This window comes from Bradyrhizobium yuanmingense (genome assembly GCF_900094575.1).
GTDB lineage: Bacteria > Pseudomonadota > Alphaproteobacteria > Rhizobiales > Xanthobacteraceae > Bradyrhizobium > Bradyrhizobium yuanmingense.
The window spans coordinates 528,657-549,562 of the sequence record NZ_FMAE01000007.1 but is presented as its reverse complement, the minus strand read 5'-3'; the positions used below and the strand labels follow the sequence as shown (position 1 = coordinate 549,562).

20 protein-coding genes and 1 other RNA gene are annotated in these 20,906 nt (G+C 64.5%); 11 read left to right on the top strand and 10 right to left on the bottom strand.

Annotated elements, in window-relative coordinates; all coding sequences use genetic code 11:
* Nucleotides 1–7: 7 nt before the first annotated feature.
* A complete protein-coding gene (gene serB, locus GA0061099_RS27125; RefSeq protein ID WP_074448134.1) occupies nucleotides 8–913 on the top strand; it encodes a phosphoserine phosphatase SerB in 906 nt (301 codons plus the stop codon).
* A gap of 144 nt (nucleotides 914–1,057) precedes the next feature.
* On the opposite strand, the gene GA0061099_RS27120 is transcribed toward serB, so the two are convergent.
* The 10 genes from GA0061099_RS27120 to GA0061099_RS27075 all read right to left on the bottom strand — a co-directional run bounded on the left by GA0061099_RS27120 (nucleotide 1,058) and on the right by GA0061099_RS27075 (nucleotide 10,553).
* On the bottom strand, nucleotides 1,058–2,575 hold the full coding sequence (locus GA0061099_RS27120) for a Do family serine endopeptidase (protein ID WP_036024992.1): 1,518 nt from the start codon (nucleotides 2,573–2,575) through the stop codon (nucleotides 1,058–1,060).
* A 144-nt stretch (nucleotides 2,576–2,719) separates the two neighbouring features.
* Entirely contained in the window at nucleotides 2,720–2,926 is a 207-nt protein-coding gene (locus GA0061099_RS27115; RefSeq protein ID WP_025038031.1) for a DUF2065 domain-containing protein, read from the bottom strand.
* Nucleotides 2,927–2,998: 72 nt separating this feature from the next.
* Nucleotides 2,999–3,895 (bottom strand): protease modulator HflC, encoded by an 897-nt coding sequence (gene hflC / locus GA0061099_RS27110; protein ID WP_036024983.1) that lies wholly within the window; start codon nucleotides 3,893–3,895, stop codon nucleotides 2,999–3,001.
* The gene (hflK, locus tag GA0061099_RS27105; protein ID WP_036024980.1) at nucleotides 3,892–5,028 is read right to left on the bottom strand and encodes an FtsH protease activity modulator HflK; all 1,137 of its coding nucleotides are present in this window, start codon (nucleotides 5,026–5,028) and stop codon (nucleotides 3,892–3,894) included. The genes hflC and hflK overlap by 4 nt, the downstream gene beginning before the upstream one ends.
* Nucleotides 5,029–5,181: 153 nt before the next feature.
* Nucleotides 5,182–5,691: a dihydrofolate reductase gene (locus GA0061099_RS27100; protein WP_036024979.1), complete on the bottom strand. Its 510-nt coding sequence runs from the start codon at nucleotides 5,689–5,691 to the stop codon at nucleotides 5,182–5,184.
* On the bottom strand, nucleotides 5,691–6,176 hold the full coding sequence (locus GA0061099_RS27095; RefSeq protein ID WP_036006580.1) for a GNAT family N-acetyltransferase: 486 nt from the start codon (nucleotides 6,174–6,176) through the stop codon (nucleotides 5,691–5,693). Before GA0061099_RS27095 ends, GA0061099_RS27100 begins: the two co-directional genes overlap by 1 nt.
* A gap of 6 nt (nucleotides 6,177–6,182) precedes the next feature.
* Nucleotides 6,183–6,977, bottom strand: coding sequence for a thymidylate synthase (locus GA0061099_RS27090; protein ID WP_036024977.1), 795 nt, complete (start codon nucleotides 6,975–6,977; stop codon nucleotides 6,183–6,185).
* Between the two features lie 173 nt (nucleotides 6,978–7,150).
* Nucleotides 7,151–8,131 (bottom strand): tripartite tricarboxylate transporter substrate binding protein BugD, encoded by a 981-nt coding sequence (locus GA0061099_RS27085; RefSeq protein ID WP_036006574.1) that lies wholly within the window; start codon nucleotides 8,129–8,131, stop codon nucleotides 7,151–7,153.
* 138 nt (nucleotides 8,132–8,269) lie between these two features.
* Nucleotides 8,270–9,784: a tripartite tricarboxylate transporter permease gene (locus GA0061099_RS27080; RefSeq protein WP_036006571.1), complete on the bottom strand. Its 1,515-nt coding sequence runs from the start codon at nucleotides 9,782–9,784 to the stop codon at nucleotides 8,270–8,272.
* Between the two features lie 7 nt (nucleotides 9,785–9,791).
* On the bottom strand, nucleotides 9,792–10,553 hold the full coding sequence (locus tag GA0061099_RS27075; protein WP_036024976.1) for a tripartite tricarboxylate transporter TctB family protein: 762 nt from the start codon (nucleotides 10,551–10,553) through the stop codon (nucleotides 9,792–9,794).
* Nucleotides 10,554–11,191: 638 nt separating this feature from the next.
* On the opposite strand from GA0061099_RS27075, the gene ssrA reads away from it, so the two are divergent.
* The 10 genes from ssrA (at nucleotide 11,192) to GA0061099_RS27020 (ending at nucleotide 20,874) form a co-directional block, all read left to right on the top strand.
* Nucleotides 11,192–11,558: a transfer-messenger RNA gene (ssrA, locus tag GA0061099_RS27065) on the top strand.
* Nucleotides 11,559–11,673: 115 nt separating this feature from the next.
* Nucleotides 11,674–12,192, top strand: coding sequence for an SspB family protein (locus tag GA0061099_RS27060; RefSeq protein ID WP_036024975.1), 519 nt, complete (start codon nucleotides 11,674–11,676; stop codon nucleotides 12,190–12,192).
* A gap of 88 nt (nucleotides 12,193–12,280) precedes the next feature.
* Complete coding sequence (gene fumC / locus GA0061099_RS27055) at nucleotides 12,281–13,714, top strand: class II fumarate hydratase (protein WP_036024989.1); 1,434 nt, start codon at nucleotides 12,281–12,283, stop codon at nucleotides 13,712–13,714.
* Nucleotides 13,715–13,989: 275 nt separating this feature from the next.
* Nucleotides 13,990–14,178 (top strand): DUF4169 family protein, encoded by a 189-nt coding sequence (locus GA0061099_RS27050; RefSeq protein ID WP_036006566.1) that lies wholly within the window; start codon nucleotides 13,990–13,992, stop codon nucleotides 14,176–14,178.
* Nucleotides 14,175–14,426: a ribbon-helix-helix domain-containing protein gene (locus GA0061099_RS27045; protein ID WP_025038043.1), complete on the top strand. Its 252-nt coding sequence runs from the start codon at nucleotides 14,175–14,177 to the stop codon at nucleotides 14,424–14,426. The genes GA0061099_RS27050 and GA0061099_RS27045 overlap by 4 nt, the downstream gene beginning before the upstream one ends.
* Nucleotides 14,427–14,541: 115 nt before the next feature.
* Complete coding sequence (locus tag GA0061099_RS27040; protein ID WP_036006563.1) at nucleotides 14,542–14,817, top strand: FeoA family protein; 276 nt, start codon at nucleotides 14,542–14,544, stop codon at nucleotides 14,815–14,817.
* A 37-nt stretch (nucleotides 14,818–14,854) separates the two neighbouring features.
* Nucleotides 14,855–16,726: a ferrous iron transporter B gene (gene feoB, locus GA0061099_RS27035; protein ID WP_036024973.1), complete on the top strand. Its 1,872-nt coding sequence runs from the start codon at nucleotides 14,855–14,857 to the stop codon at nucleotides 16,724–16,726.
* A gap of 197 nt (nucleotides 16,727–16,923) precedes the next feature.
* Entirely contained in the window at nucleotides 16,924–17,421 is a 498-nt protein-coding gene (locus tag GA0061099_RS27030; RefSeq protein WP_036024971.1) for a GNAT family N-acetyltransferase, read from the top strand.
* 235 nt (nucleotides 17,422–17,656) lie between these two features.
* Nucleotides 17,657–19,171, top strand: coding sequence for an ATPase domain-containing protein (locus GA0061099_RS27025; RefSeq protein ID WP_036024970.1), 1,515 nt, complete (start codon nucleotides 17,657–17,659; stop codon nucleotides 19,169–19,171).
* Nucleotides 19,168–20,874 (top strand): ATP-binding protein, encoded by a 1,707-nt coding sequence (locus GA0061099_RS27020; RefSeq protein WP_036024968.1) that lies wholly within the window; start codon nucleotides 19,168–19,170, stop codon nucleotides 20,872–20,874. The genes GA0061099_RS27025 and GA0061099_RS27020 overlap by 4 nt, the downstream gene beginning before the upstream one ends.
* Nucleotides 20,875–20,906: the final 32 nt, after the last annotated feature.

Below are 20,906 nucleotides of genomic sequence, written 5' to 3'. Positions count from 1 at the left end.
ACCTCAAATGTCCCTCGTCGCCACGCTGATCTGCAACCCTGACAATCCCGCGCTCGACTCGACCATCGTCGATGGCGCCCGCGCCGTGCTGCCGCAGGCGGCGCCCGCGCACTGGCTGTTCGACGGGGTTGCGGTCGACATCCCCTTCGGCGCGGACAGTAACCTCGAAGGCGACCGCAACGCCATCGAGCAGCGGCTCCGCGAGCTCCGCGGCGATTTGCCGATCGACATCGTCGTGCAGCCTGTTGGCTTCAGGCGCAAGAAGCTTTTTCTCGCCGACATGGATTCCACCATGATCGGCCAGGAATGCATCGACGAGCTCGCCGATTTCGTCGGGGTCAAGGCGCATGTCGCTGCCATCACCGAGCGTGCGATGCGCGGCGAGATCGAGTTCGAGCCGGCGCTGCGCGAGCGCGTCGCGCTGCTCAAGGACCTGCCCGCCAGCGCAGTCGACGAAGTCCTGGCCAAGCGCATCACGCTGACGCCGGGCGGCCGCGAGCTGGTCGCCACCATGCGCGCGAACGGCGCCTATACCTGCCTCGTCTCTGGCGGCTTTACGCTATTCACGAGCGCGGTCGCCGCCAAGATAGGTTTCCAGGAGAACCGCGCCAACGAGCTCGTCGTGCGCGACGGCAAGTTCACCGGGGAAGTGAAGGAGCCGATCCTGGGCCGCGCGGCGAAGCTCGCGACCTTGGTGGACCTGATGGAATCGTTCGATCTCGACGACATCGACTCGGTCGTGGTCGGCGACGGCGCCAACGATCTCGCGATGATCCAGGCCGCGGGTCTGGGCGTGGCCTATCACGCCAAGCCGGCGGTGGCTGCCGCCGCGGCCGCGCGGATCGATCACGGCGATCTCACCGCGCTGCTGTATGCGCAGGGGTATCGGCGGGACGAGTTCGTGGAGGGGTAAAGCCTCCCCTCTCTCTGTCATCGCCCGCGAAGGCGGGCGATCCAGTATTCCAGAGACAGCGAAGCTAGAACCGAGAAGCCGCGGCGTACTGGATGCCCCGCCTTCGCGGGGCATGACAGTTGAATGTGGCGCGAACAGCGCCCACTACTGCACGCTCAGCGCGACGAACCGCAGCTCGCCCTCGCCGTTCGAGACCAGCAGCAGCACCGATTTCTTGCCGTCCTTCTTGAGCTGATCGACTCGCTTCTGGATGTCGCCGCCACTCGACACCGCCTCCTGCGCCACCTCGACGATGACGTCGCCGGCGGACAGGCGCTTCTCGGCGGCATCCGAATTGGCGTCGACATTGGTGACGACCACGCCCTTGACGCTGTCCTTGATCTTGTAGCGCGTGCGCAGATCCTTGCTCAGCGTTGCGAGATCGAGGCCGAGCGCCTTCTGCGTCACCGGCTTCTCCGGCGCCGGTTCGTCGGTCTTCACCGCTGCCTGCACCTTGTCGGGATCCTGCAGGCGGCCGAGCGTGACCTTCTTGATCTCTTCCTTGCCCTTGCGGATGATGACGACGTCGACCTCCTTGCCGACCGCGGTGTCGGCGACGACGCGGGACAGGTCCTTCGGGTCCTTGACGTCCTTGCCGTCGAACTTGACGACGACGTCGCCGGGCTCGATGCCGGCGGGCTTGGCCGGGCCCTTGTCGTCGACACCGGCGACCAGCGCGCCCCGCGCGGGCTTGATGTTGAGGCTTTCGGCGATCTCGTCGGTGACGCTCTGGATGCGCACGCCCAGCCAGCCGCGGCGCAGCTCGCCGAACTGGCGGAGCTGGTCGACGACGCCCACCACCGTCTTCGACGGCACGGCAAAGCCGATGCCGATGGAGCCGCCGGACGGCGAGATGATCAGCGTGTTGACGCCGATGACGTCGCCGTCGAGATTGAACAGCGGGCCGCCGGAATTGCCGCGGTTGATGGATGCGTCGGTCTGGATGTAGCTGTCGTACGGCCCGGAGGAGATGTCACGGTTCTTGGCCGAGACGATGCCGGCAGTCACCGTGCCTCCCAGGCTGAAGGGATTGCCGATTGCGACCACCCAGTCGCCGAGGCGCAGCTTGTCGCTATCGCCGAACTTGACCGCGACCAACGGCTTCGTCGGCTTGATCCTGAGCACAGCGAGATCGGTCTTCTTGTCGACGCCGACCAGCTCGGCCTTGATCTTGGTGCCGTCGTTGAGGATGACGTGGATCTCGTCGGCGTCCGCAATGACGTGGTTGTTGGTGACGACGACGCCCGCGGTGTCGATGATGAAACCGCTTCCGAGCGAATTGGTCTTGCGCGGCGCGCTGTTCTCGCCGCCCTTGCTGCCGCCGCCGGGCCCTCGGCGGTTCTTGAAGAAATCGTCGAAGAACTCTTCGAAGGGTGAACCGGGCGGCAGCTGCGGCATCGAGTTGCTGCCCCCGCCCTTGGCTTCGACGTTCTGCGAGGTCGAGATGTTGACGACCGCGTCGATCACCTTCTCGGCGACGTCGGCGATGCCATCCGGTCCACGCGCATGAGCCGGCGCGCCAAACGCGCCGCAAGCACCGATGGCGAGCGCAACCAGCCCAAGTCGAACACCAAATCGCGCGCGGCGGCGCGAGCGGGACGGGGCAATGGTGGCAGCAGTCATTGTGATCTCCAGGCAAAAGGGATTCGGCGCCAGACTGCGCTCGAACGGGGGCACGGCGCAAGCGCGGAGCTTAACGGGCCTCAAGAGCCCGATAATACGGCGAAAACCAGTCTGGCGCCTTCACTTTGGCGTTGGGCCGAAGGCCTAAATCGGGCGCCGCATAACCCAGATCAGGACTAGGCCGGCCACGGCCGAGCCGATCCCGACCGCCCGCAGGATGTTGTCCGGCGTGGCGATGGCGCTTTTCATGGCTTTGCGCATCCAGTTTGGACTGGCCGCGAACATCAAGCCTTCGAGGACGAACAGGATGCCTAGGCCGATGAGGAAGTCGGCGAACGCAATGGACCTCATCGGAATGGAACCTCCCGCTATGCTGTTCTTGTCTGGACGAAGGGCGGCGAAATCCGCCGCCCTTTGTCTGGCTTACGGCTTCGCCTGCGTCTCGGTAGGCGTCCTGCCGGAGGGGCTACCGAAGTACCGGAAGAAATCCGACTCCGGCCGGAGCAGGAAGCGGGTATCGTTCGAACGCAGCCCGTTCTCATAGGCCGTCATCGACCGGTAGAACGCGAAGAAGTCGGCGTCCTTGCCGTAGGCTTCTGCAAACAGGCGGTTGCGTTCGGCATCGCCCGCACCACGGGTCTGCTCAGCCTGCGAATTGGCCTCAGCGATGATGACGGTCGCCTCGCGGTCGGCCCTGGACCTGATCTCCTGGGCCTTCTGCCCACCCTGTGCCCGGAACTCGGCGGCCTCGCGCTCACGCTCGGTCTTCATGCGCAGGTAGACCGCCTGGCTGTTCTGCTCCGGCAGGTCGGCGCGGCGGATCCGGACGTCGACGACCTGAATGCCGTAGCCATCGGCCTCGCGGTCGAGCTGGTCGCGAATGCGCAGCATCAGCTTCTCGCGGTCGTCGCGCACCACGTTGATGAAGGTGACCTCGCCGAGCACGCGGCGCAGCGCCGCGTTCAGGAGCGTGGTGAGCTGGATGTTGGCGGCCTGGATCGAGCCGACGCTCTGATAGAAGCGCAGTGCGTCCTTGATGCGGTAGCGCGCGAAGGCGTCGACCACGAGCCGCTTCTGGTCGGAGGCGATCGCCTCCTGCGACGGGTTCTCCAGATCGAGAATCCGCTTGTCGATGTTGATCACCGAGTTCCAGGGCGCCTTGAAGTGCAGGCCGGGCGCGGTGACGACGTCGACCGGCCTGCCGAACTGGAGCACGATCGTCTGCTCGGTCTGCTGCACGGTAAACAACGACATATAGCCGACGATCACGACGAACAGGAGGGCGAGCAGCGTGACAAAACCTGTGACCGGAGACTTCATCGGGTGCCTCCGCTCGACTGCGGACCAGTCGTAGGTGTCCGCTTTGGCGCCAGTTCGGGAAGCGGCAGATAGGGCACGACGCCCTGGCCCGAGGGGCCACCGTCATAGACGAGCTTGTCAGCCCCGCCGAGCACGCGCTCCATCGTCTCCAGGTAGATCCGTTCACGCGTCACGTCGGGCGCCTTCTTGTATTCCTCGTAAACCTTCAGGAAGCGTGCACTCTGGCCCTTGGCCTCGGCGACAGCCTGTTCCCTGTAACCTTCGGCATCCTGCTGGATCTTGGCCGCGCGTCCACGCGCCTGCGGGACAACCTGGTTGGCATAGGTCTGCGCTTCGTTCTGCAGCTGCTCCTGATTGGCGCGGGCCGCCTGGACGTCGCGGAAGGCGTCGATCACCTGCGCGGGCGGATCGACCTTCTGCATCTGCACCTGGGTGATCTGAATGCCGGCACCATAGCTGTCCAAAGTCCTCTGGATCAGCTCGTGCACGTTCTGCTCTGTGACGTTGCGCGCTCCGGTCAGGATCGGCTGGATCTGAGACCGGCCGATCACCTCGCGCATCGCACTCTCGGCGACCGCCTTCACGGTACCCTCGGGGTTCTGGATGTTGAAGAGGAAATCACCGACACCGTCCGGCTTGATGCGCCAGAGCACGGTGAAATCAACGTCGACGATGTTCTCGTCGCCGGTCAGCATCAGGCTCTCTTCCGGCACGTCCCGAATGGAGCGGCCGCGCCGCGCCGGATCCTCGATCACCGTCATGCCGATCGAGGTGGTGTTGACGCGCAGCGCCTTCGGCAGCAGCACGGTCTCGATCGGATAAGGCAGATGATAGTTCAGACCCGGCTGCACGGTGCGGACGTGCTTGCCGAAACGCATCACCACGCCGAGCTCTTCGGACTGCACGCGGAAGAAGCCCGACAGCAGCCAGAATGCGACGATCAGCAGGATGATCAGCGTGATGCCGATGCCGGAGAAATAACCGCCCGGCATGATCTGCTGGAGGCGGTCCTGGCCGCGCCGCAGAAGGTCTTCCAGATCCGGCGGCCTCGGCCCGACCGGTTGCGGGCCTGAGCCCCACGGTCCCTTTGGACCCGAGCCCCACGGGCCACCGCCCTGATTCTTCCACGGCATTCGACGTTCTCCTCGGCAGGGTGGAATTGCCACCGCCCGCTTTGTCCGGTCCGGCTTTATAGGGGACAGGCAAGTCCCTTACAACGCAGCCCTGACCGTCTTCCGAGCTATGCTCGGGCACGAAAAAGTCAATGTAAACATTGGCAAAAGCGGTTAATGGCCGCGCCGCCGACGATATGTCACATAGGACAGGTCGGCGCTGTCGGCGGGGCCGGCCGGATGGCGGATGCGTTCGCCCTCGTCCCATTCCGCCTTGTCGATTTCAAAATGCGTGTCCCCTTCTGGGCGCGCGTGCACTTCGGTGATCTCGAGACGATCGGCACGACCGAGCCATTGCCGGTAGATCTCGGCGCCGCCGATCACCGCGATCTCAGTGACCGAACGCCGCAGAGCGTCGCCGCGCGCGACTGCCTCCGCATCCGCTGGCGATGTCGTGACGATGGCCCCATTGGCGCGATAGGCCGGATCGCGCGTGACCACGATGTTGGTGCGGCCCGGCAGCGGCCGGCGCAGGGTCTCGAAGGTCTTGCGGCCCATGATCACAGGCTTGCCGATCGTCAGCGCCTTGAAGCGCGCCATATCGGACTTCAATCGCCACGGCATCGCATTGCCCGCGCCGATGACGCCATTCTCTGCGATGGCGACGACGAAGACGATCTCCATCAGGCAGAGCTCCCGGCAAGCTGGGTCAGCGCAGGCCCGGTGACCCGGCACAGCGTCCAGTCGTCCATCATGACCGCGCCGATCGACTTGTAGAACGCGATCGAGGGTGCGTTCCAGTCGAGGACCGCCCATTGCAGGCGCGACCAGCCGCTGTCGACGCATTCCCTGGCGAGATAGGCCAGCAGCGCCTTGCCGAGGCCCTTGCCCCGATGCGACGGCCGCACATAGAGATCTTCGAGATAGATGCCGTGACGGCCGCTGAAGGTGGAGAAATTGAGAAACCACACCGCGAAGCCGACCGGCTCACGGTTCCACTCCGCGATCGCGCAATAGAGCTGCGGCCTCTCGCCGAACAGCGCGTCGGCGATGTCAGCCTCGGTCGCTTCGACCTCGTGCGACAGCTTCTCGTACTCGGCGAGCTCGCGGATGAAGGAGAGAACGAGCCCGGCTTCCTCGGGCCGTGCACGGCGGATGGTGAGCGACATAGGGCGCTAGACCGCCACGTCCGCCTTGATGTGCGGATGCGGATCGTAGCCGACGAGCTCGAAGTCTTCGTAGCGGAAAGAGAAGATGTCCTTTACCTCAGGATTGATCCGCATCACCGGCAGCGCGCGCGGCGCGCGGCTGAGCTGCAGCCTCGCCTGCTCCAGATGGTTGGAATAGAGATGAGTGTCGCCGAGCGAGTGCACGAAGTCGCCGGGCTTCAGGCCTGTGACCTGCGCGACCATCATGGTGAGCAGCGCGTAAGAGGCGATGTTGAAGGGCACGCCGAGAAACACGTCGGCCGACCGCTGATAGAGCTGGCAGGACAGCTTGCCGTTCGCGACATAGAACTGGAACAGCAGGTGGCAGGGCGGCAGCGCCATCTTCTCGACGTCGGCCGGATTCCAGGCGGTGACGATCAGGCGGCGGGAATCAGGCGTGCGCTTGATCATGTCGATGACATTGGCGATCTGGTCGATGCTGCGCCCGTCGGCCGCGGGCCAGGAGCGCCATTGATGGCCGTAGACCGGGCCGAGATCGCCATTGGCGTCCGCCCACTCGTCCCAAATGGTGACGCCGTTGTCGCGCAGATATTTGATGTTGGTGTCGCCCTTCAGGAACCAGAGCAGTTCATGCACGATCGCCTTCAGCGGCAGCCGCTTGGTCGTCAGCATCGGGAAGCCGGCCGACAAATTGAAGCGCATCTGGTGGCCGAACACCGAGAGCGTGCCGGTGCCGGTCCGGTCGGTCTTCTCGGCGCCGTCGGAAAGAATCCGCTCGAGCAGGTCCTGATACTGGTGCATGTTGCGACTGAGCCTTTGGGGAGGCGGCGAACTTAACGACCCCCCCCGCGCTACGACAGCGGCGATTCGCTGTCGCCGTCGATTATACCCGGAAAAGTGAGTGTTCCCGGCACAAACGGCAAGGGGCGGAACTCAGCGTTCCGCCCCTCGCCTAGCGCCTTGATCGCCTTCGCTTAATTCGCCGGCTTGAGCACCGGGCTCCACTTCGCGATCTCGCTCTTGACGAGGGTCGCCAGCGCCTCCTGGGTTCGGTCCTTCGGCGCGGGGATGACGCTGCCGAGCTCGAGCAGGCGCTTCTTCACCGTCTCGTCGTCGAGCGCCTTGACGGCGGCGGCGTTCACGCTTGCCACGATCGCGGGCGAGGTTCCCTTGGGCGCGAACATCGCGTTCCAGGCCTGAGCCTGGAATGCCGGCAGGCCGGCTTCCGCCGTGGTCGGCACGTTCGGCAGCGACGGGTTTCGTTCGGCCGTGGCGATCGCATAGGCCTTGATGGTGCCGGCATTGATCTGCGGGACGGCGTTGACGATCTGGTCGCACATGTAGTCGACCTGACCCGCCACCAGCGCGTTCATCGCAGGTCCCGTGCCGTTGAACGGCACGCCGACGGGCTTGATGTCGAGGATGGAGTGGAGGAGTTCGCACGAGACGTGCGAAACCGAACCGACGCCTGCATGCGCGGCATTCACCTTTTCGGCATTCGCCTTCACATAGGTGACGAACTCCTTGAGATCCTTCGGCGGAAAGTCCTTGCGCGCCAGGATCAGGATCGGCGTGCCGGCCAGCAATGCGATCGGCTCGAAGTCCTTCTCGGGGTGATAGGCCAGCTTCGGATAGAGCGGCACGGAGGCGGCATGCGTGCCCATATGCCCGGTGATCAGCGTATAGCCATCGTTGGCCGCACGCGCGGCACGCGTCGTGGCGGTGGTGCCGCCGGCACCGACCACGTTCTCGATGATGATGCTCTGCCCCAGCGTTTGCGCCATGTGCCCGGTGACGATGCGTGAGATCACGTCAGTCGGCCCGCCGGCTGCGAACGGGACGATCACGGTAATGTTGCGCGTCGGATAGGTCTGCGCCTCAGCCGTTGCGATGAAGGCGCCCAGCGATGCTATCGCTGCTGCACATGCGCCTGTAAGCGCGCGAATGAACGTCATGGCGATCCTCCCTTTGGACACAATAAAATGCCGGCCCAAAGGCCGGCATTTCCATTTCACAAAGCCGTAACACAAGTCGATTCGACTTCCGAATGCGGCGCGCCGACGCAGGACCGAGCCGACTCGGCGCGCACGACCTCAGTTCTCGGACTCGGTGAACACCTCGTCGCGCTTGGCGCGCAAGACAGGTAGCACCGTAAGGACGAGCAGGCTTGCCGCGACCGCAAGCAGCACCGCCGACAACGGGCGCGTCAGGAACACGCTCCAGTCGCCACGCGAGATCAGCAGCGCCCGGCGCAGGTTCTCCTCCATCAGCGGTCCTAGCACCATGCCGAGCAGCAACGGCGCCGGCTCGAAATCGTGCTTGATCAGCCAATAGCCGACGAGACCGAAGACGCCCGCGAGGATGACGTCGACCGGCGCGTTGTTCACCGAATAGATGCCGATCGCGCAGAAGATCACGATCGAGGGGAACATCAGCCGATAGGGCACGCGCAACAGCCGCACCCAGATTCCGACCAGCGGCAGGTTGATGATGATCAGCATTAGATTGCCGATCCACATCGAAGCGATCATGCCCCAGACCAGATCCGGCTGCTTCTGCATCACCTGCGGACCGGGCACGATGCCGTGGATGGTCATCGCGCCCACCATCAGCGCCATCACAGCGTTCGGCGGGATCCCGAGGGTGAGCAGCGGAATGAACGAGGTCTGTGCCGCGGCATTGTTGGCACTCTCCGGCCCCGCCACGCCCTCGATCGCGCCGCGGCCGAACCGGGACGGGGTCTTTGAGAGCTTCTTCTCGAGCGTGTAGGCCGCGAAGGACGCGATCACCGCGCCGCCGCCGGGCAGGATGCCGAGGATCGAGCCGAGCACGGTGCCGCGCAGGATCGGCGGCGTCGCATCGCCGAGGTCCTTCCTGGTGGGCATCAGTCCGGTGATCTTCTGCTGCACCAGATCGCGGTTCATCTCGGCGCCGTGGTCGAGGTTGCGGATGATCTCGGCAAAGCCGAATACGCCCATCGCCACGGTCGCAAAGCCGAGACCGTCGGCGAGCTCGGGAATGTTAAAGGCCATGCGCGAGGCGCCGGTCTCGATGTCCGAACCGACCATTGAGAGCAGCAGTCCAAACACGATCATCGCAATCGCCTTCAACACCGAGCCCTTGGCCAGCACCACCGCGAAGATCAGGCCGAGCACCATCAGCGAGAAATATTCGGCCGGACCGAACGCCAGCGCGAGTTTCGTCAGCGGTGCGCCGAGCAGTGCGATCAGGATGGTCGCAACGCAGCCGGCGAAGAACGAGCCGATCGCGGCGATCGCGAGCGCCGGACCGGCGCGGCCCTGCTTGGCCATCTGGTGACCGTCGATGGCGGTCACGACCGATGTCGCCTCACCGGGTATGTTGACCAGGATCGACGTGGTCGAGCCGCCATATTGCGCGCCGTAATAGATGCCGGCGAGCATGATCAGCGCGCCGACCGGCGGCAGCCCGAAAGTGATCGGCAGCAGCATCGCGACGGTGGCGATGGTGCCGATGCCAGGGAGAACGCCGACCAGCGTTCCGACCAGGGCGCCGATCAGGCACATCAACAGGTTGATCGGGGTGAACGCGACGGCGAAGCCGTGAGCAAGATTGGCAAAGATATCCATCACGCCCTCACTGGATCAGGAAACGCGGATACATCGGCATCGGCAGCCCGAGCACATAAGGAAACAGGATTGCGCAGCCGACCGTCAGGCAGGCGCCGACGATCACCGCTTCCAGCCAGCGCGTCTCGTGCGAGCCCGTCGCCGCGATCATGAAGCTCGAGAAGGCCGTGACAACGAGACCGAGGGACCGGATCGACAGGGCAAAGAACAGGATCGCCGCCACCACGAACAGCGGCCCGCGCCAGGAATAATGCGCAAGCGCCGGTCCCGCCGTGATCAGGCCGGTCAAGGCGATGCCGGCAGACAGGGCAACCAGCAGCCCGCCGAACATACGTGGCGCAGTGCCCGCACCGAAGGAGAAGCCACGCATGCCCTGCAAATCGCTCGATGCCCACAGCGCAAACAGGGCAACGGCCATCAGCACGACGCCGCCGACATAATCTTGCGCCGAGCGGATGGTCATAAACAGCGTGAGGATCGCCACCGCAAACAGCGGATAGGAATAGATCAGCGCCAGCAGCACCTCGGACGACATCTTCTTGGCGCCGCCGCCGAATGATCCGAAGAGGGCGCTCGGCGCGCCGGCCAGCAGCGCCGTCGCATGACCGGTGACGACCGCCGCCGGACCGCGGCCGGTCCCCCAGCCGAAAATCGTCCCGATCGACCAGATCAATTCGAAAATCTGCGGCGCAATCGCCAGCAGACAAAAGCCGAGCGCCACCCGGGTGTTTCGGGTGGCCGTCGCTGAGTGGCCCATCGTGTCGGCCATGCCTGTCTCCTCCGCGACCTGTAAGTCACGAGCACTGTTGTTCTAAATCGGCTGGAACTGGATACCCGCCCGGATCACTGCCTAGCGATTTTCATCAGACAATGCCAGCAAAACCCAACACGCCGCGGCAAGCAAAAGCCAGAGGGGATTGATGCGCGAGATGGACGCGACCACTGCAACCATCGCGGTCAGACGCAGTGCAGCAATTGCTGGATCGGCCCGATTAACGTCACGATAAGCGTTCGGACCTGGCAAGTCCTGCGAGGTCGGACCGGTGTCCTGGTCGGCCTCTGGTGCTTCGCCTCAACCGCGGTGCAGTGGGTCTCGCGCACTGCCGGCGCAGCGGCGACGGCGAAGAGCGAGATCGGGCCGAAGTGGAGATCAGCGCCTAGTCGGCTTGCGGCTCGTCACGCTGCTACTTTCCGCCGCAGGAAATTGAACGTCGCTGAGACTGACATTGTCCGTTCGCTGGAGCAGCAGCGTCATCATGCGCATGGCCGCAACGATCGGGACTGCCGGGCAGGAGATGCGCAAGGATTCGGCACATCGGGCTGGCGACCTCTGGCAAAGGCCAGAGCCGCGATAGGCCCGGCACTCCGAAGCCTATCCAAAGGGAACCGCGGGATCGCGCCTCCAACCCTCTGTTTTTCGAAAGCTTTGCCCCCTATATTGGGGGTGCCGGTTCGCCGGCTATGGAAATAAACGGTCGTCGCAATAAACCATTCGGACCCGGGGGCGGTACCCGGCGCCTCCACCAAAGCCCACCATCGGGCGTGCCCGAAGCTGGGCTTTGGCGGGGGCGAAATAGGATCGACGAGGGCGTAAAGGGCGTACTTTTTCCCGGTATTGTTCCGCCGTTATCGGGCTACTGCAATAGTTGCCAACGACAACTTTGCTCCGGTTGCTCAGGCTGCGTAACGCAGTTTGAAAGACCACTCTAAAGTCCTAGCGGGTTAAGCTCCGCTAGGCGGGGTTCGGAGGCACCTGGCAACAGAAGCCTCCACTTTACTCTTTGATTCTTCCCCGGCGGGGACTCCTGCTCGCCCGTCAGGCGCGGTACTATTGCGGCTTGGCGAGTCGGATCGGCAGGGTCCGGCTGCTTGGATGCAACAGGACCACCATGGCGACCGATCATATCCGATACGATGTGCTGGCCCGCGATGCGCTGCGCGGCGTGCTGCGGAAGGTGCTGACCGATGCCGCAGCGCATGGCCTGCCGGGCGAGCATCATTTCTTCATCACCTTCGTGTCCAAGGCCGAAGGCGTGAAGCTGTCGCCGCGGCTGCTCGCACAATATCCGGAGGAGATGACGATCATCCTCCAGCACCAGTTCTGGGACCTGACCGTGCTCGAGGATCGTTTCGAGGTCGGCCTGTCCTTTGGCGGCATTCCGGAGCGGCTGGTGGTGCCGTTCAGTGCCATCAAGAGCTTCCTCGATCCGTCCGTGAAGTTCGGCCTCCAGTTCGACACCTCCGACGTCGCCGAGGTCGCGCCGGACAATCTGCCGGCAGCACCCGCGCCATCGGCCGTATCGGTCCCGGCACCTGCCGCGGAGAAGCCGGAAGCTGCCGACGAGTCGCCGCCGCCGAGCCACGGCGGCGCCGAGGTCGTGCGGCTCGATCGTTTCCGCAAGAAATGATCTAGGTTGGGCGCAGAGCCATCGCGCCCGGCCAACTGTCTATATAGAAGAGCACATGAACAGGCCGCGCGGCGTTTCGCGCGGCAGAATGGATGTGCTCATGGCCAAAGCGTCCCGCTCGAAGACTGCCCGCCCCGCAACCCGCACCGAGACCGACAGCTTCGGTCCCATCGAGGTCGCCGCCGACCGCTATTGGGGGGCGCAGACCGAGCGCTCGCGCCAGAATTTCCGCATCGGCACCGACCGCATGCCGATCTCACTCGTGCATGCACTCGGCATGGTCAAGCTCGCCGCTGCGCAGTCCAATCTCGAGCTCGGCCTGCTCGATCGGCGCCGTGCTAACGCCATCATCCGCGCTGCGCGCGAGGTGATCGAAGGCAGACTTGACGACCATTTTCCGCTTGTCGTGTGGCAGACCGGCTCGGGCACCCAGAGCAACATGAACCTCAACGAGGTGATTGCCAACCGCGCCAACGAGCTGCTCGGCGGCGAGCTCGGCGCCAAGAAGCCGGTGCATCCCAACGATCACGTCAACATGAGCCAGTCGTCGAACGACTCCTTCCCGACCGCAATGCACATCGCGGCGGCAAGCCGCATCAATGCCGATCTCGTCCCTGCCCTCGGCGAGTTGCTGCGCGCTCTGCGCAAGAAGGAGAGGGAGTTTTCGAAGATCGTGAAGATCGGCCGCACCCATACCCAGGATGCGACGCCGCTGACGCTCGGTCAGGAATTCTCCGGCTATGCCGCGCAGGTCGAAAGCGGCATCGCCCGGCTCAAGATCGCGGTGAAGGACCTCTATCCGCTGGCGCAGGGCGGCACAGCCGTCGGCACCGGCCTCAACTCGAAGCCGCGCTTTGCCAAGCTGTTCGCAAAGCACGTTGCCGGGATTACGAAGCTCCCCTTCACCAGCGCCGCCAACAAATTCGAGGCGCTGGCCTCGAACGATGCCTATGTGCTGGCGCACGGCGCCATCAATTCGGTCGCGACCGGCCTGTTCAAGATCGCCAATGACATCCGCCTGCTCGGCTCCGGCCCGCGCTCGGGCCTCGGCGAATTGATCCTGCCGGAGAACGAGCCCGGCTCCTCGATCATGCCGGGCAAGGTCAACCCGACCCAGTGCGAGGCGATGACCATGGTGTGCTGCCAGGTGTTCGGCAATCACACCGCGATCACGATCGCGGGCAGCCAGGGTCATTTCGAGCTCAACGTCTACAAGCCGGTGCTGGCTTACAACATGCTGCATTCGATCCGCCTGATGGCGGATGCCGCGCGCTCCTTCACCGAGCATTGCGTCAGCGGCATCCGCGCCGACGAGAAGCGCATCAAGGAGCTGATGCAGCGCTCGCTGATGCTGGTGACGGCGCTGGCTCCGAAGATCGGCTACGACAACGCCGCCAAGGTGGCCAAGACGGCGCACGCCAACGGCACCACGCTGAAGGAGGAGGCGCTGCGGCTCGGCTTCGTCTCGGCCGACGAGTTCGACCGCCTGGTGCGCGCTGAGAAGATGATCAGCCCGGGATGATTCCGAATTCCGATAGCCATCCGTAATGATACGGACGCTCGGCGCCCAAAAATATGCGGTTTTGGGGGCGGGATTTGATTACCGTCAATGTTGCGGCGGGGCGGCGTGTTACGCAGCTCCACTGCCCTCGACGGGGCGAAATTCATCGTTTGATGGCCCAAGGGCCGATTGACGAGGACGAGCGAATGGCGATCAAGTCTTCTGCGGCGCAATGTGGCGCCCTGTTTCTGAATGTTTCATCCTGCCTGAAGAGGAGCGGATGATGGAGACGCGGCATGGGGAACGTCATCAACCTGAATCGTTTCAGGAAGCGCGTCGAGCGGGAAGCCTCGGCGAAGCAGGCGGACGCCAACCGGGCGAAGTTCGGGCGCACGAAGGCGGAACGGTCGTCCGAGGCGAAGCGGGCGGACCAGGCCAAGGAGAATCTGGACCAGCACCGGATCGATCGCGAGGAGCAGCCATGAAGTCGCCGGTCGTGAAACGATCGATCGTCGTCGCCGGCCACAAGACCAGCGTCAGCCTGGAAGAGGCGTTCTGGAACGGCATGAAAGAGATTTCCGGCCTGCGCAACATGACGTTGTCCGAGCTGGTCGGCGAGATCGACAACAACCGCCAGCAGGGCAATCTGTCGTCGGCGATCCGTCTGTTCGTCCTGGACTACTTCAAGAGCCGCGCCATGGCCGCCCAGCCGGACAAGGTCCCGGCCCAGTAGCCGTCGGGGGCGCCCGCGACGGCGCCCCGGCCTCTGCACTTTAAAATCGCTCTAAGGTGCATCTTCGGCGCGCGGGCACGCTTGACCTCAATGCCCGGCGTTGAAAATACAGGGCATGACCGATACCACTGATACGCGTTCGCACATGCCGCTGGGTCTGGCCCAGCGCGGCTATACCGGCGTCATCCAACACCTTGCCGCCAAAGAGGCTGGCTCGGCGCTTTCGGACGTCGAGCTCGAGAGCCGCCTGATCGAACTCGGCTTCGTCGAGGGCGCCCGGGTCGAGATCCTGCATGAGGGGTTGGTCGGGCGCGATCCGATCGCGGTGCGGGTCGATAGCACCACGATCGCGGTCCGCCGTCGCGAAGCCATGGCCATCATCGTCGCCTGACGCGCGACCGCAATCTGCCCCGCAGGCCCTTGATCCCATGGAAGCACCGCTGCTGCATCTCGCCCTGGTCGGCACGCCCAACAGCGGCAAGACCTCGCTGTTCAACGCGCTGACCGGCAGCCGGCAGAAGGTCGCGAACTATCCCGGCGTCACGGTCGAGCGCAAGGAAGGCTTCTTCGTCACCCCGCTCGGCCGCCAGGTCTCCGTGGTCGACCTGCCCGGCACCTATTCGCTGCGCGGCCGCAGCCCGGACGAAGAGATCACCCGCGACTTCGTGCTCGGCAAGGCCTCCGGCGAGACCCTGCCCGATCTCGTGCTGTGCGTCGCCGATTCCACCAATCTGCGCCTGACCATCCGCCTGCTGCTGGAGCTGAAGCGCACCGGGCGGCCGATGATCCTCGTGCTCAACATGTTCGACATCGCAAGCCGCCGCGGCATCACGGTCGACGTCAAGCGGCTCGCCAAGGAGCTCGGAGTGCCCGTGGTCACCTCGATCGCGGTGCGCAAGGGCGGCACGGCCGACCTGCTCAAGCTGACCGACGAGATTTCCGCAGCGCTCGCCGCCGAGCCGGTGGAGAACAGCTGGCGCGCGCTCGGCGTCTCCGAGCTGCGCGCCACCCAACGCGAGGCCGATCGCATCATCGCCGACTGCGTCAGCCTGCCTGCTCGCCCCGACACCTGGACCGCACGGATCGACGCGATCGTGCTGCATCCGGTCGGCGGGCTGATCGTGCTCGCGCTGATCCTGTTCGTGATGTTCCAGGCGGTGTTCGCCTGGGCGCAGCCGGCGATGGAGCTGCTAAAGTCCGGGTTCGACTCGCTCGGCGAGCTGGTGCAGGCCACCCTGCCCGACGGCTTGCTGCAAAGCTTCCTGCAGAACGGCGTGATCTCCGGCGTCGGCAGCGTCATCGTGTTCCTGCCGCAGATCATCCTCATCTTCCTGTTCATCCTGCTCCTGGAAGATTTCGGCTACATGGCGCGCGCGGCGTTCCTGATGGACCGCATCATGGGCGGCGCCGGCCTGCACGGCCGCGCCTTCATTCCGCTGTTGTCGAGCTTTGCCTGCGCCATTCCCGGCATCATGGCGACGCGCGTCATCGACAACAAGCGCGACCGGCTGACCACGATCCTGATCGCGCCGCTGATGACCTGCTCGGCGCGCATTCCGGTCTATACGCTGATCATCTCCGCCTTCATCCCGGCCAGAGACGTCTGGGGCTTCATCAACCTGCAGGGCCTCGTGATGTTCGGCCTCTATGCCGCCGGCATCATCAGCGCGCTGTTGGTCTCGTTCGTGATCAAGTTCTTCATGCTGCGCGACTTTGTGCCGGCGCCGTTCATGTTGGAGCTGCCGGACTACAAGATGCCGCGGCTGAAATCCATCGTGATCGGCATCTACACCCGCGCCAAGATGTTCTTGCAGCGCGCCGGCACCACGATCTTCTCGATGATGGTGCTGATCTGGTTCCTGGCCTCCTTCCCGCAGCCGCCCGCGGGCGCGACCGGGCCGGCCATCGAGTTCAGCCTGGCGGCGATGATCGGCAAGGCGCTCGAACCCCTGCTCGCCCCCGTCGGCTTCAACTGGCAGATCGCGGTGGCTCTGATCCCGGGCATGGCGGCGCGCGAGGTCGCGGTCGCGGCGCTCGGCACCGTCTATGCGATCGAGGGCGGCAGTGAAGCGGTCGAGCAGATCGGCCAGGTGCTGGCGACAAAATGGTCGCTCGCCACCGCGCTGTCGATGCTGGCCTGGTACATCTTCGCCCCGCAATGCGCCTCCACGCTCGCCGTGATCCGGCGCGAGACCGGCAGCTGGGCCTGGATGGGCGCCACCTTCGCCTACATGCTGGTGCTGGCCTATGCGGCGAGCCTCGTGACGTACAACGTCGCCGTCGCGCTGGGGGCGGGGTAGCCCTTCCAAAACGAAACTGCGAAAACAACCCCATGCACAGTAGACCGGGGGTCGTGAAATCAATGAGTTACGCGCAAGGCAACGATCCGGCCGTCGCCCGTTGACCCGTCGGGCAAAACAGGGGCATGATGTCACGATCAGCCCGCAGCGATAGCAGCATGAACGACGACACGCCTCGGAAGCGGCGATCTGTTGCCGTGGACCATTTCACCACCGACCGCCTGACTGCCGAGCGATTGCGCGAGGATCACCTCGCCGACCTCGTCGCGCTGCATCGCGACGCCGAGGTCTCCCGCTATCTCGGCGGGGTGCGGACGCCCGAGGTCACGAGGGCCTATCTCGCAACCAACATGGCCCATTGGGACCAGCACGGCTTCGGACTCTGGACGCTGCGAACGAAGGACGGGGCCTTCGCCGGACGGGCGGGCATTCGGCACATTCTCGTGGACGATGTCGACGAGGTCGAGATCGCCTACGCGTTCAAGCGCGAATTCTGGGGCCAAGGATTTGCCAGCGAGATCGCGACCGCGCTGACGGACCTCGGGCTGTCACAGCTCGCACTGCCGTCTCTCATCGGCATTGTGTATGTCGGGAACGGTGCATCGCGGCGCGTGCTGGAGAAGTCGAACTACCAGCTCGAGCGAAGCACGAACCGTCACGGCGAGGACGTCGTGATCTACCGCATCCGGCAGTGAGGGCAGCAACGGGATGGACCGCGAGCGGACCGTTTGTGTTCATTTTTGAACCGACACCATCCACGGGTCGGCACAGTCTGAGCGGCAACGAACCGGTCGCCGGACCGCCAGTCGGGCGGGAACTCATGCCCGGCCTAGGAGTTCCTTAGACGGACCTTTTCAGTCAAATCCGGCTCCCGGCATGCGCTTGGAGCGCATGGAGAGCTTTGGGAAGATACGCGTAAGGGGGGGGGTCATGACCGGTCAATCCGCGCCTGCTCCAGGCAGCGACCTCAAGGATTTGCCGAGAATTTCGACCGGCAGCGACGGTCTGGACGACATCCTCGGCGGTGGCTTGGACCCCAACCGAATGTATCTCTACGAGGGACGCCCCGGCACAGGCAAGACCACGATTGCGCTCCAATTCCTTCTTCGGGGCGTGCGCGACGGCGAACGCGTTCTCTACGTTTCGCTCTCCGAGACCAAGAGCGAGCTCACAGTGGTGGCACAGCGGCATGGCTGGTCGCTGGACGGCGTCGATATCTTCGAGCTCGTTCCGCCGGAAACGACGCTTGATCCCGAGCGGGAGCTGACGGTTTTTCATCCCGCCGAGATGGAGCTGAGCGAGACCACAGGTCTGATCTTCAAGGAGGTCGAACGGATCAACCCTACCCGCGTGGTGCTCGACAGCCTGTCCGAATTGCGCCTGCTGGCGCAGAACCCGCTCCGCTACAGGCGACAGGTTCTGGCCCTCAAGCACTTCTTCACCAATCGCAACTGCACCGTGGTTCTGCTCGACGATCTGTCGTCCTCCCAGGATGATCTGCAACTGCATTCGATCGCGCACGGCGTGGTGATGCTCGAGCAGCTGGCCATCGACTACGGTGCCGAGCGGCGGCGGCTTCGCGTGATCAAGATGCGCGGCATCCGTTTTCGCGGCGGCTTCCACGATTTTACGATCGCGCAAGGCGGCCTGCGCATCTTTCCGCGGCTCGTCGCGGCCGAGCATCACAGATCATTCGATGGCGACATGGTGTCCAGCGGCAACCCCGAGCTCGACCAGCTCCTCGGAGGCGGGCTCGAGCGCGGCACCAACGCGCTTTTCCTCGGCTCGGCCGGCGTCGGCAAATCGTCACTTGCGCTGACCTACGCCATCGCGGCGGCGCAACGCGGCGAGCACGCCGTGTTCTTCGCATTCGATGAAGGACGCGGAACGGTTGAGGCACGCGCCAGGACGCTTGGGCTGCCGCTGGACGAGCACCTCGCCTCCGGAAAGATCCGGTTTCAGCAGATCGATCCCGCCGAATTGTCGCCGGGTGAGTTCGCGGCAACGCTTCGCCGTAGCGTCGAGGTCGACAATGCCCGCATCATCGTCATCGACAGCTTGAACGGCTATCTGAACGCGATGCCGGACGAGCGCTTTCTCGTTCTGCAGATGCATGAACTGCTCAGCTATCTGGCCCAGCAGGGCGTGCTCACCATCCTCATCCTCGCCCAGCACGGGCTTGTCGGTCCCATGGATACGCCGCTCGACCTCAGCTATCTGAGCGATGCGGTCGTGATGCTGCGCTATTTCGAGTTCGCCGGAACGGTTCGCCGCGCCTTGTCGGTCGTCAAGAAGCGCAGCGGCGGCCACGAGCACGGCATCCGCGAATTCCGGCTCGGCGGCACCGGGATCAAGCTCGGCCCGCCACTCGTTGAATTCAGCGGCATCTTTTCCGGCAATCCGCGCTATACCGGCACGGCCCTCCCGGAAGGGCCGCTCGAATGAGCGCGCAGCGCGATCACCGCGTTCTCGTCTTCGCCCCGGTGGGCCGCGACGGGCCGGCATCGGCCGAACTTTTGCGCAACGCGAACCTCGAGGCGATCAGTTGCCGGGACTTGGCCGAACTCGTCACCGAAATGGCGGCAGGCGTTGGCACCGTATTTCTTGCCGAGGAAGGATTGTTCGGCAAGGACACCGCGGCGCTGGCACAATGGATCGCCGGTCAGCCGCCGTGGTCCGATCTGCCTTTCGTCGTTCTCACCAGCCACCGGGAGCAGCCCTCGGTCATCGCCTGGCGACGCAGTATCGTCGAGCTTCTGCGCAACGTTTCGCTGCTCGAACGGCCGGTTCAACCGATCACGCTGACCAGCACCATCCAATCCGCACTGCGGGCTCGGCGGCGTCAATACGAGATCCGGGCTCTGCTCGAGGCGCGCGAGCAGACGGCCCAGGAGCTCGAGAAGCTGGTGATCGAGCGGACGAAGGCGCTGGAGGAAGCCAACACGCAGCTTCGCCTCGAGATCGAAGAGCGAGCACGCGTGGAGGAAACGCTTCGGCAGGCTCAGAAGATCGAGGCCATCGGCCAGCTCACCGGCGGCGTCGCGCATGACTTCAACAATCTCTTGATGGTGATTTCCGGCGGCCTCGACATGCTCGAACGCCAGACCGATCCGACCCGGCGCCGCCGCCTGATGGACGGGATGATCCAGGCGGCGCAGCGCGGAGCGAGCCTGACCAAGCAGCTTCTGGCATTCTCACGGCGGCAGAAACTCCGGCCGGAGCCTGTCGACGTCGCCGCGCAGATCGGCGGCATGCGTGAACTGCTCGATCGCAGTCTCAGGGGCGACGTCCATGTCGAATTCGACTTTCCGGAGCAACTTTGGCCGGTGGAGGTCGATCCCGGCGAGCTCGAGCTGGTCATTCTCAACCTGGCCGTCAACGCCCGCGACGCCATGCCCAATGGCGGCACGATCATCGTGCGCGGCGAAAATCTACCCGACCTGAACGATGGGGAGATCGCCGGCGACTATGTCCGCTTGTCCGTCGTCGACACCGGTGTCGGCATGCCCCCGGAGATCATGTCGCGGGTGTTCGAGCCGTTCTTCACGACCAAAGACGTCGGCAAGGGGTCTGGACTGGGGCTCGCACAGGTCCATGGATTTGCGACGCAGTCGCGGGGCACGGTGCGAATTCAATCGAAGGTCGGCCGAGGCACGAGCATCGAGCTGTACCTGCCGCGATCCTTCGAGACTCCCTCCGACGAGCGACACCTCATCGACCTCACCAGGGTGCGCCCGAAAAAGAGCAATCAGGGGCAGATCCTGCTGGTGGAGGACGATAACGAGGTTGCCGCGCTGGTCAGCGAGATGCTCGGTCAGCTCGGCTACGAGGTCACACGCGCTTCCAGTGCCGCAGCAGCGCTCGGTGCCCTGGCGGACGGCCGTCCCATCGATCTGATCTTCTCCGACATCATGATGCCGGGCGGCATGAACGGGGTCGAGCTTGCGCGCGAGGTCAGGAAGAGACGAAGCGACATACCGATATTGCTGACCAGCGGATATGCCGAAGCCTCGGTCCATGAAGCGGAGAGCGCGGGTATCGAGATCCTGCCCAAGCCCTATCACATCGACGAGCTCGCCGCAGCCCTGGCCGCGGCGAAGTCAGGTCTTCGGCGCGATGCAGGCTCCAAACGCTCGAACTCCTGCTGAGAGCAATCGTGGATTACGCTGCGCGCCAGTCT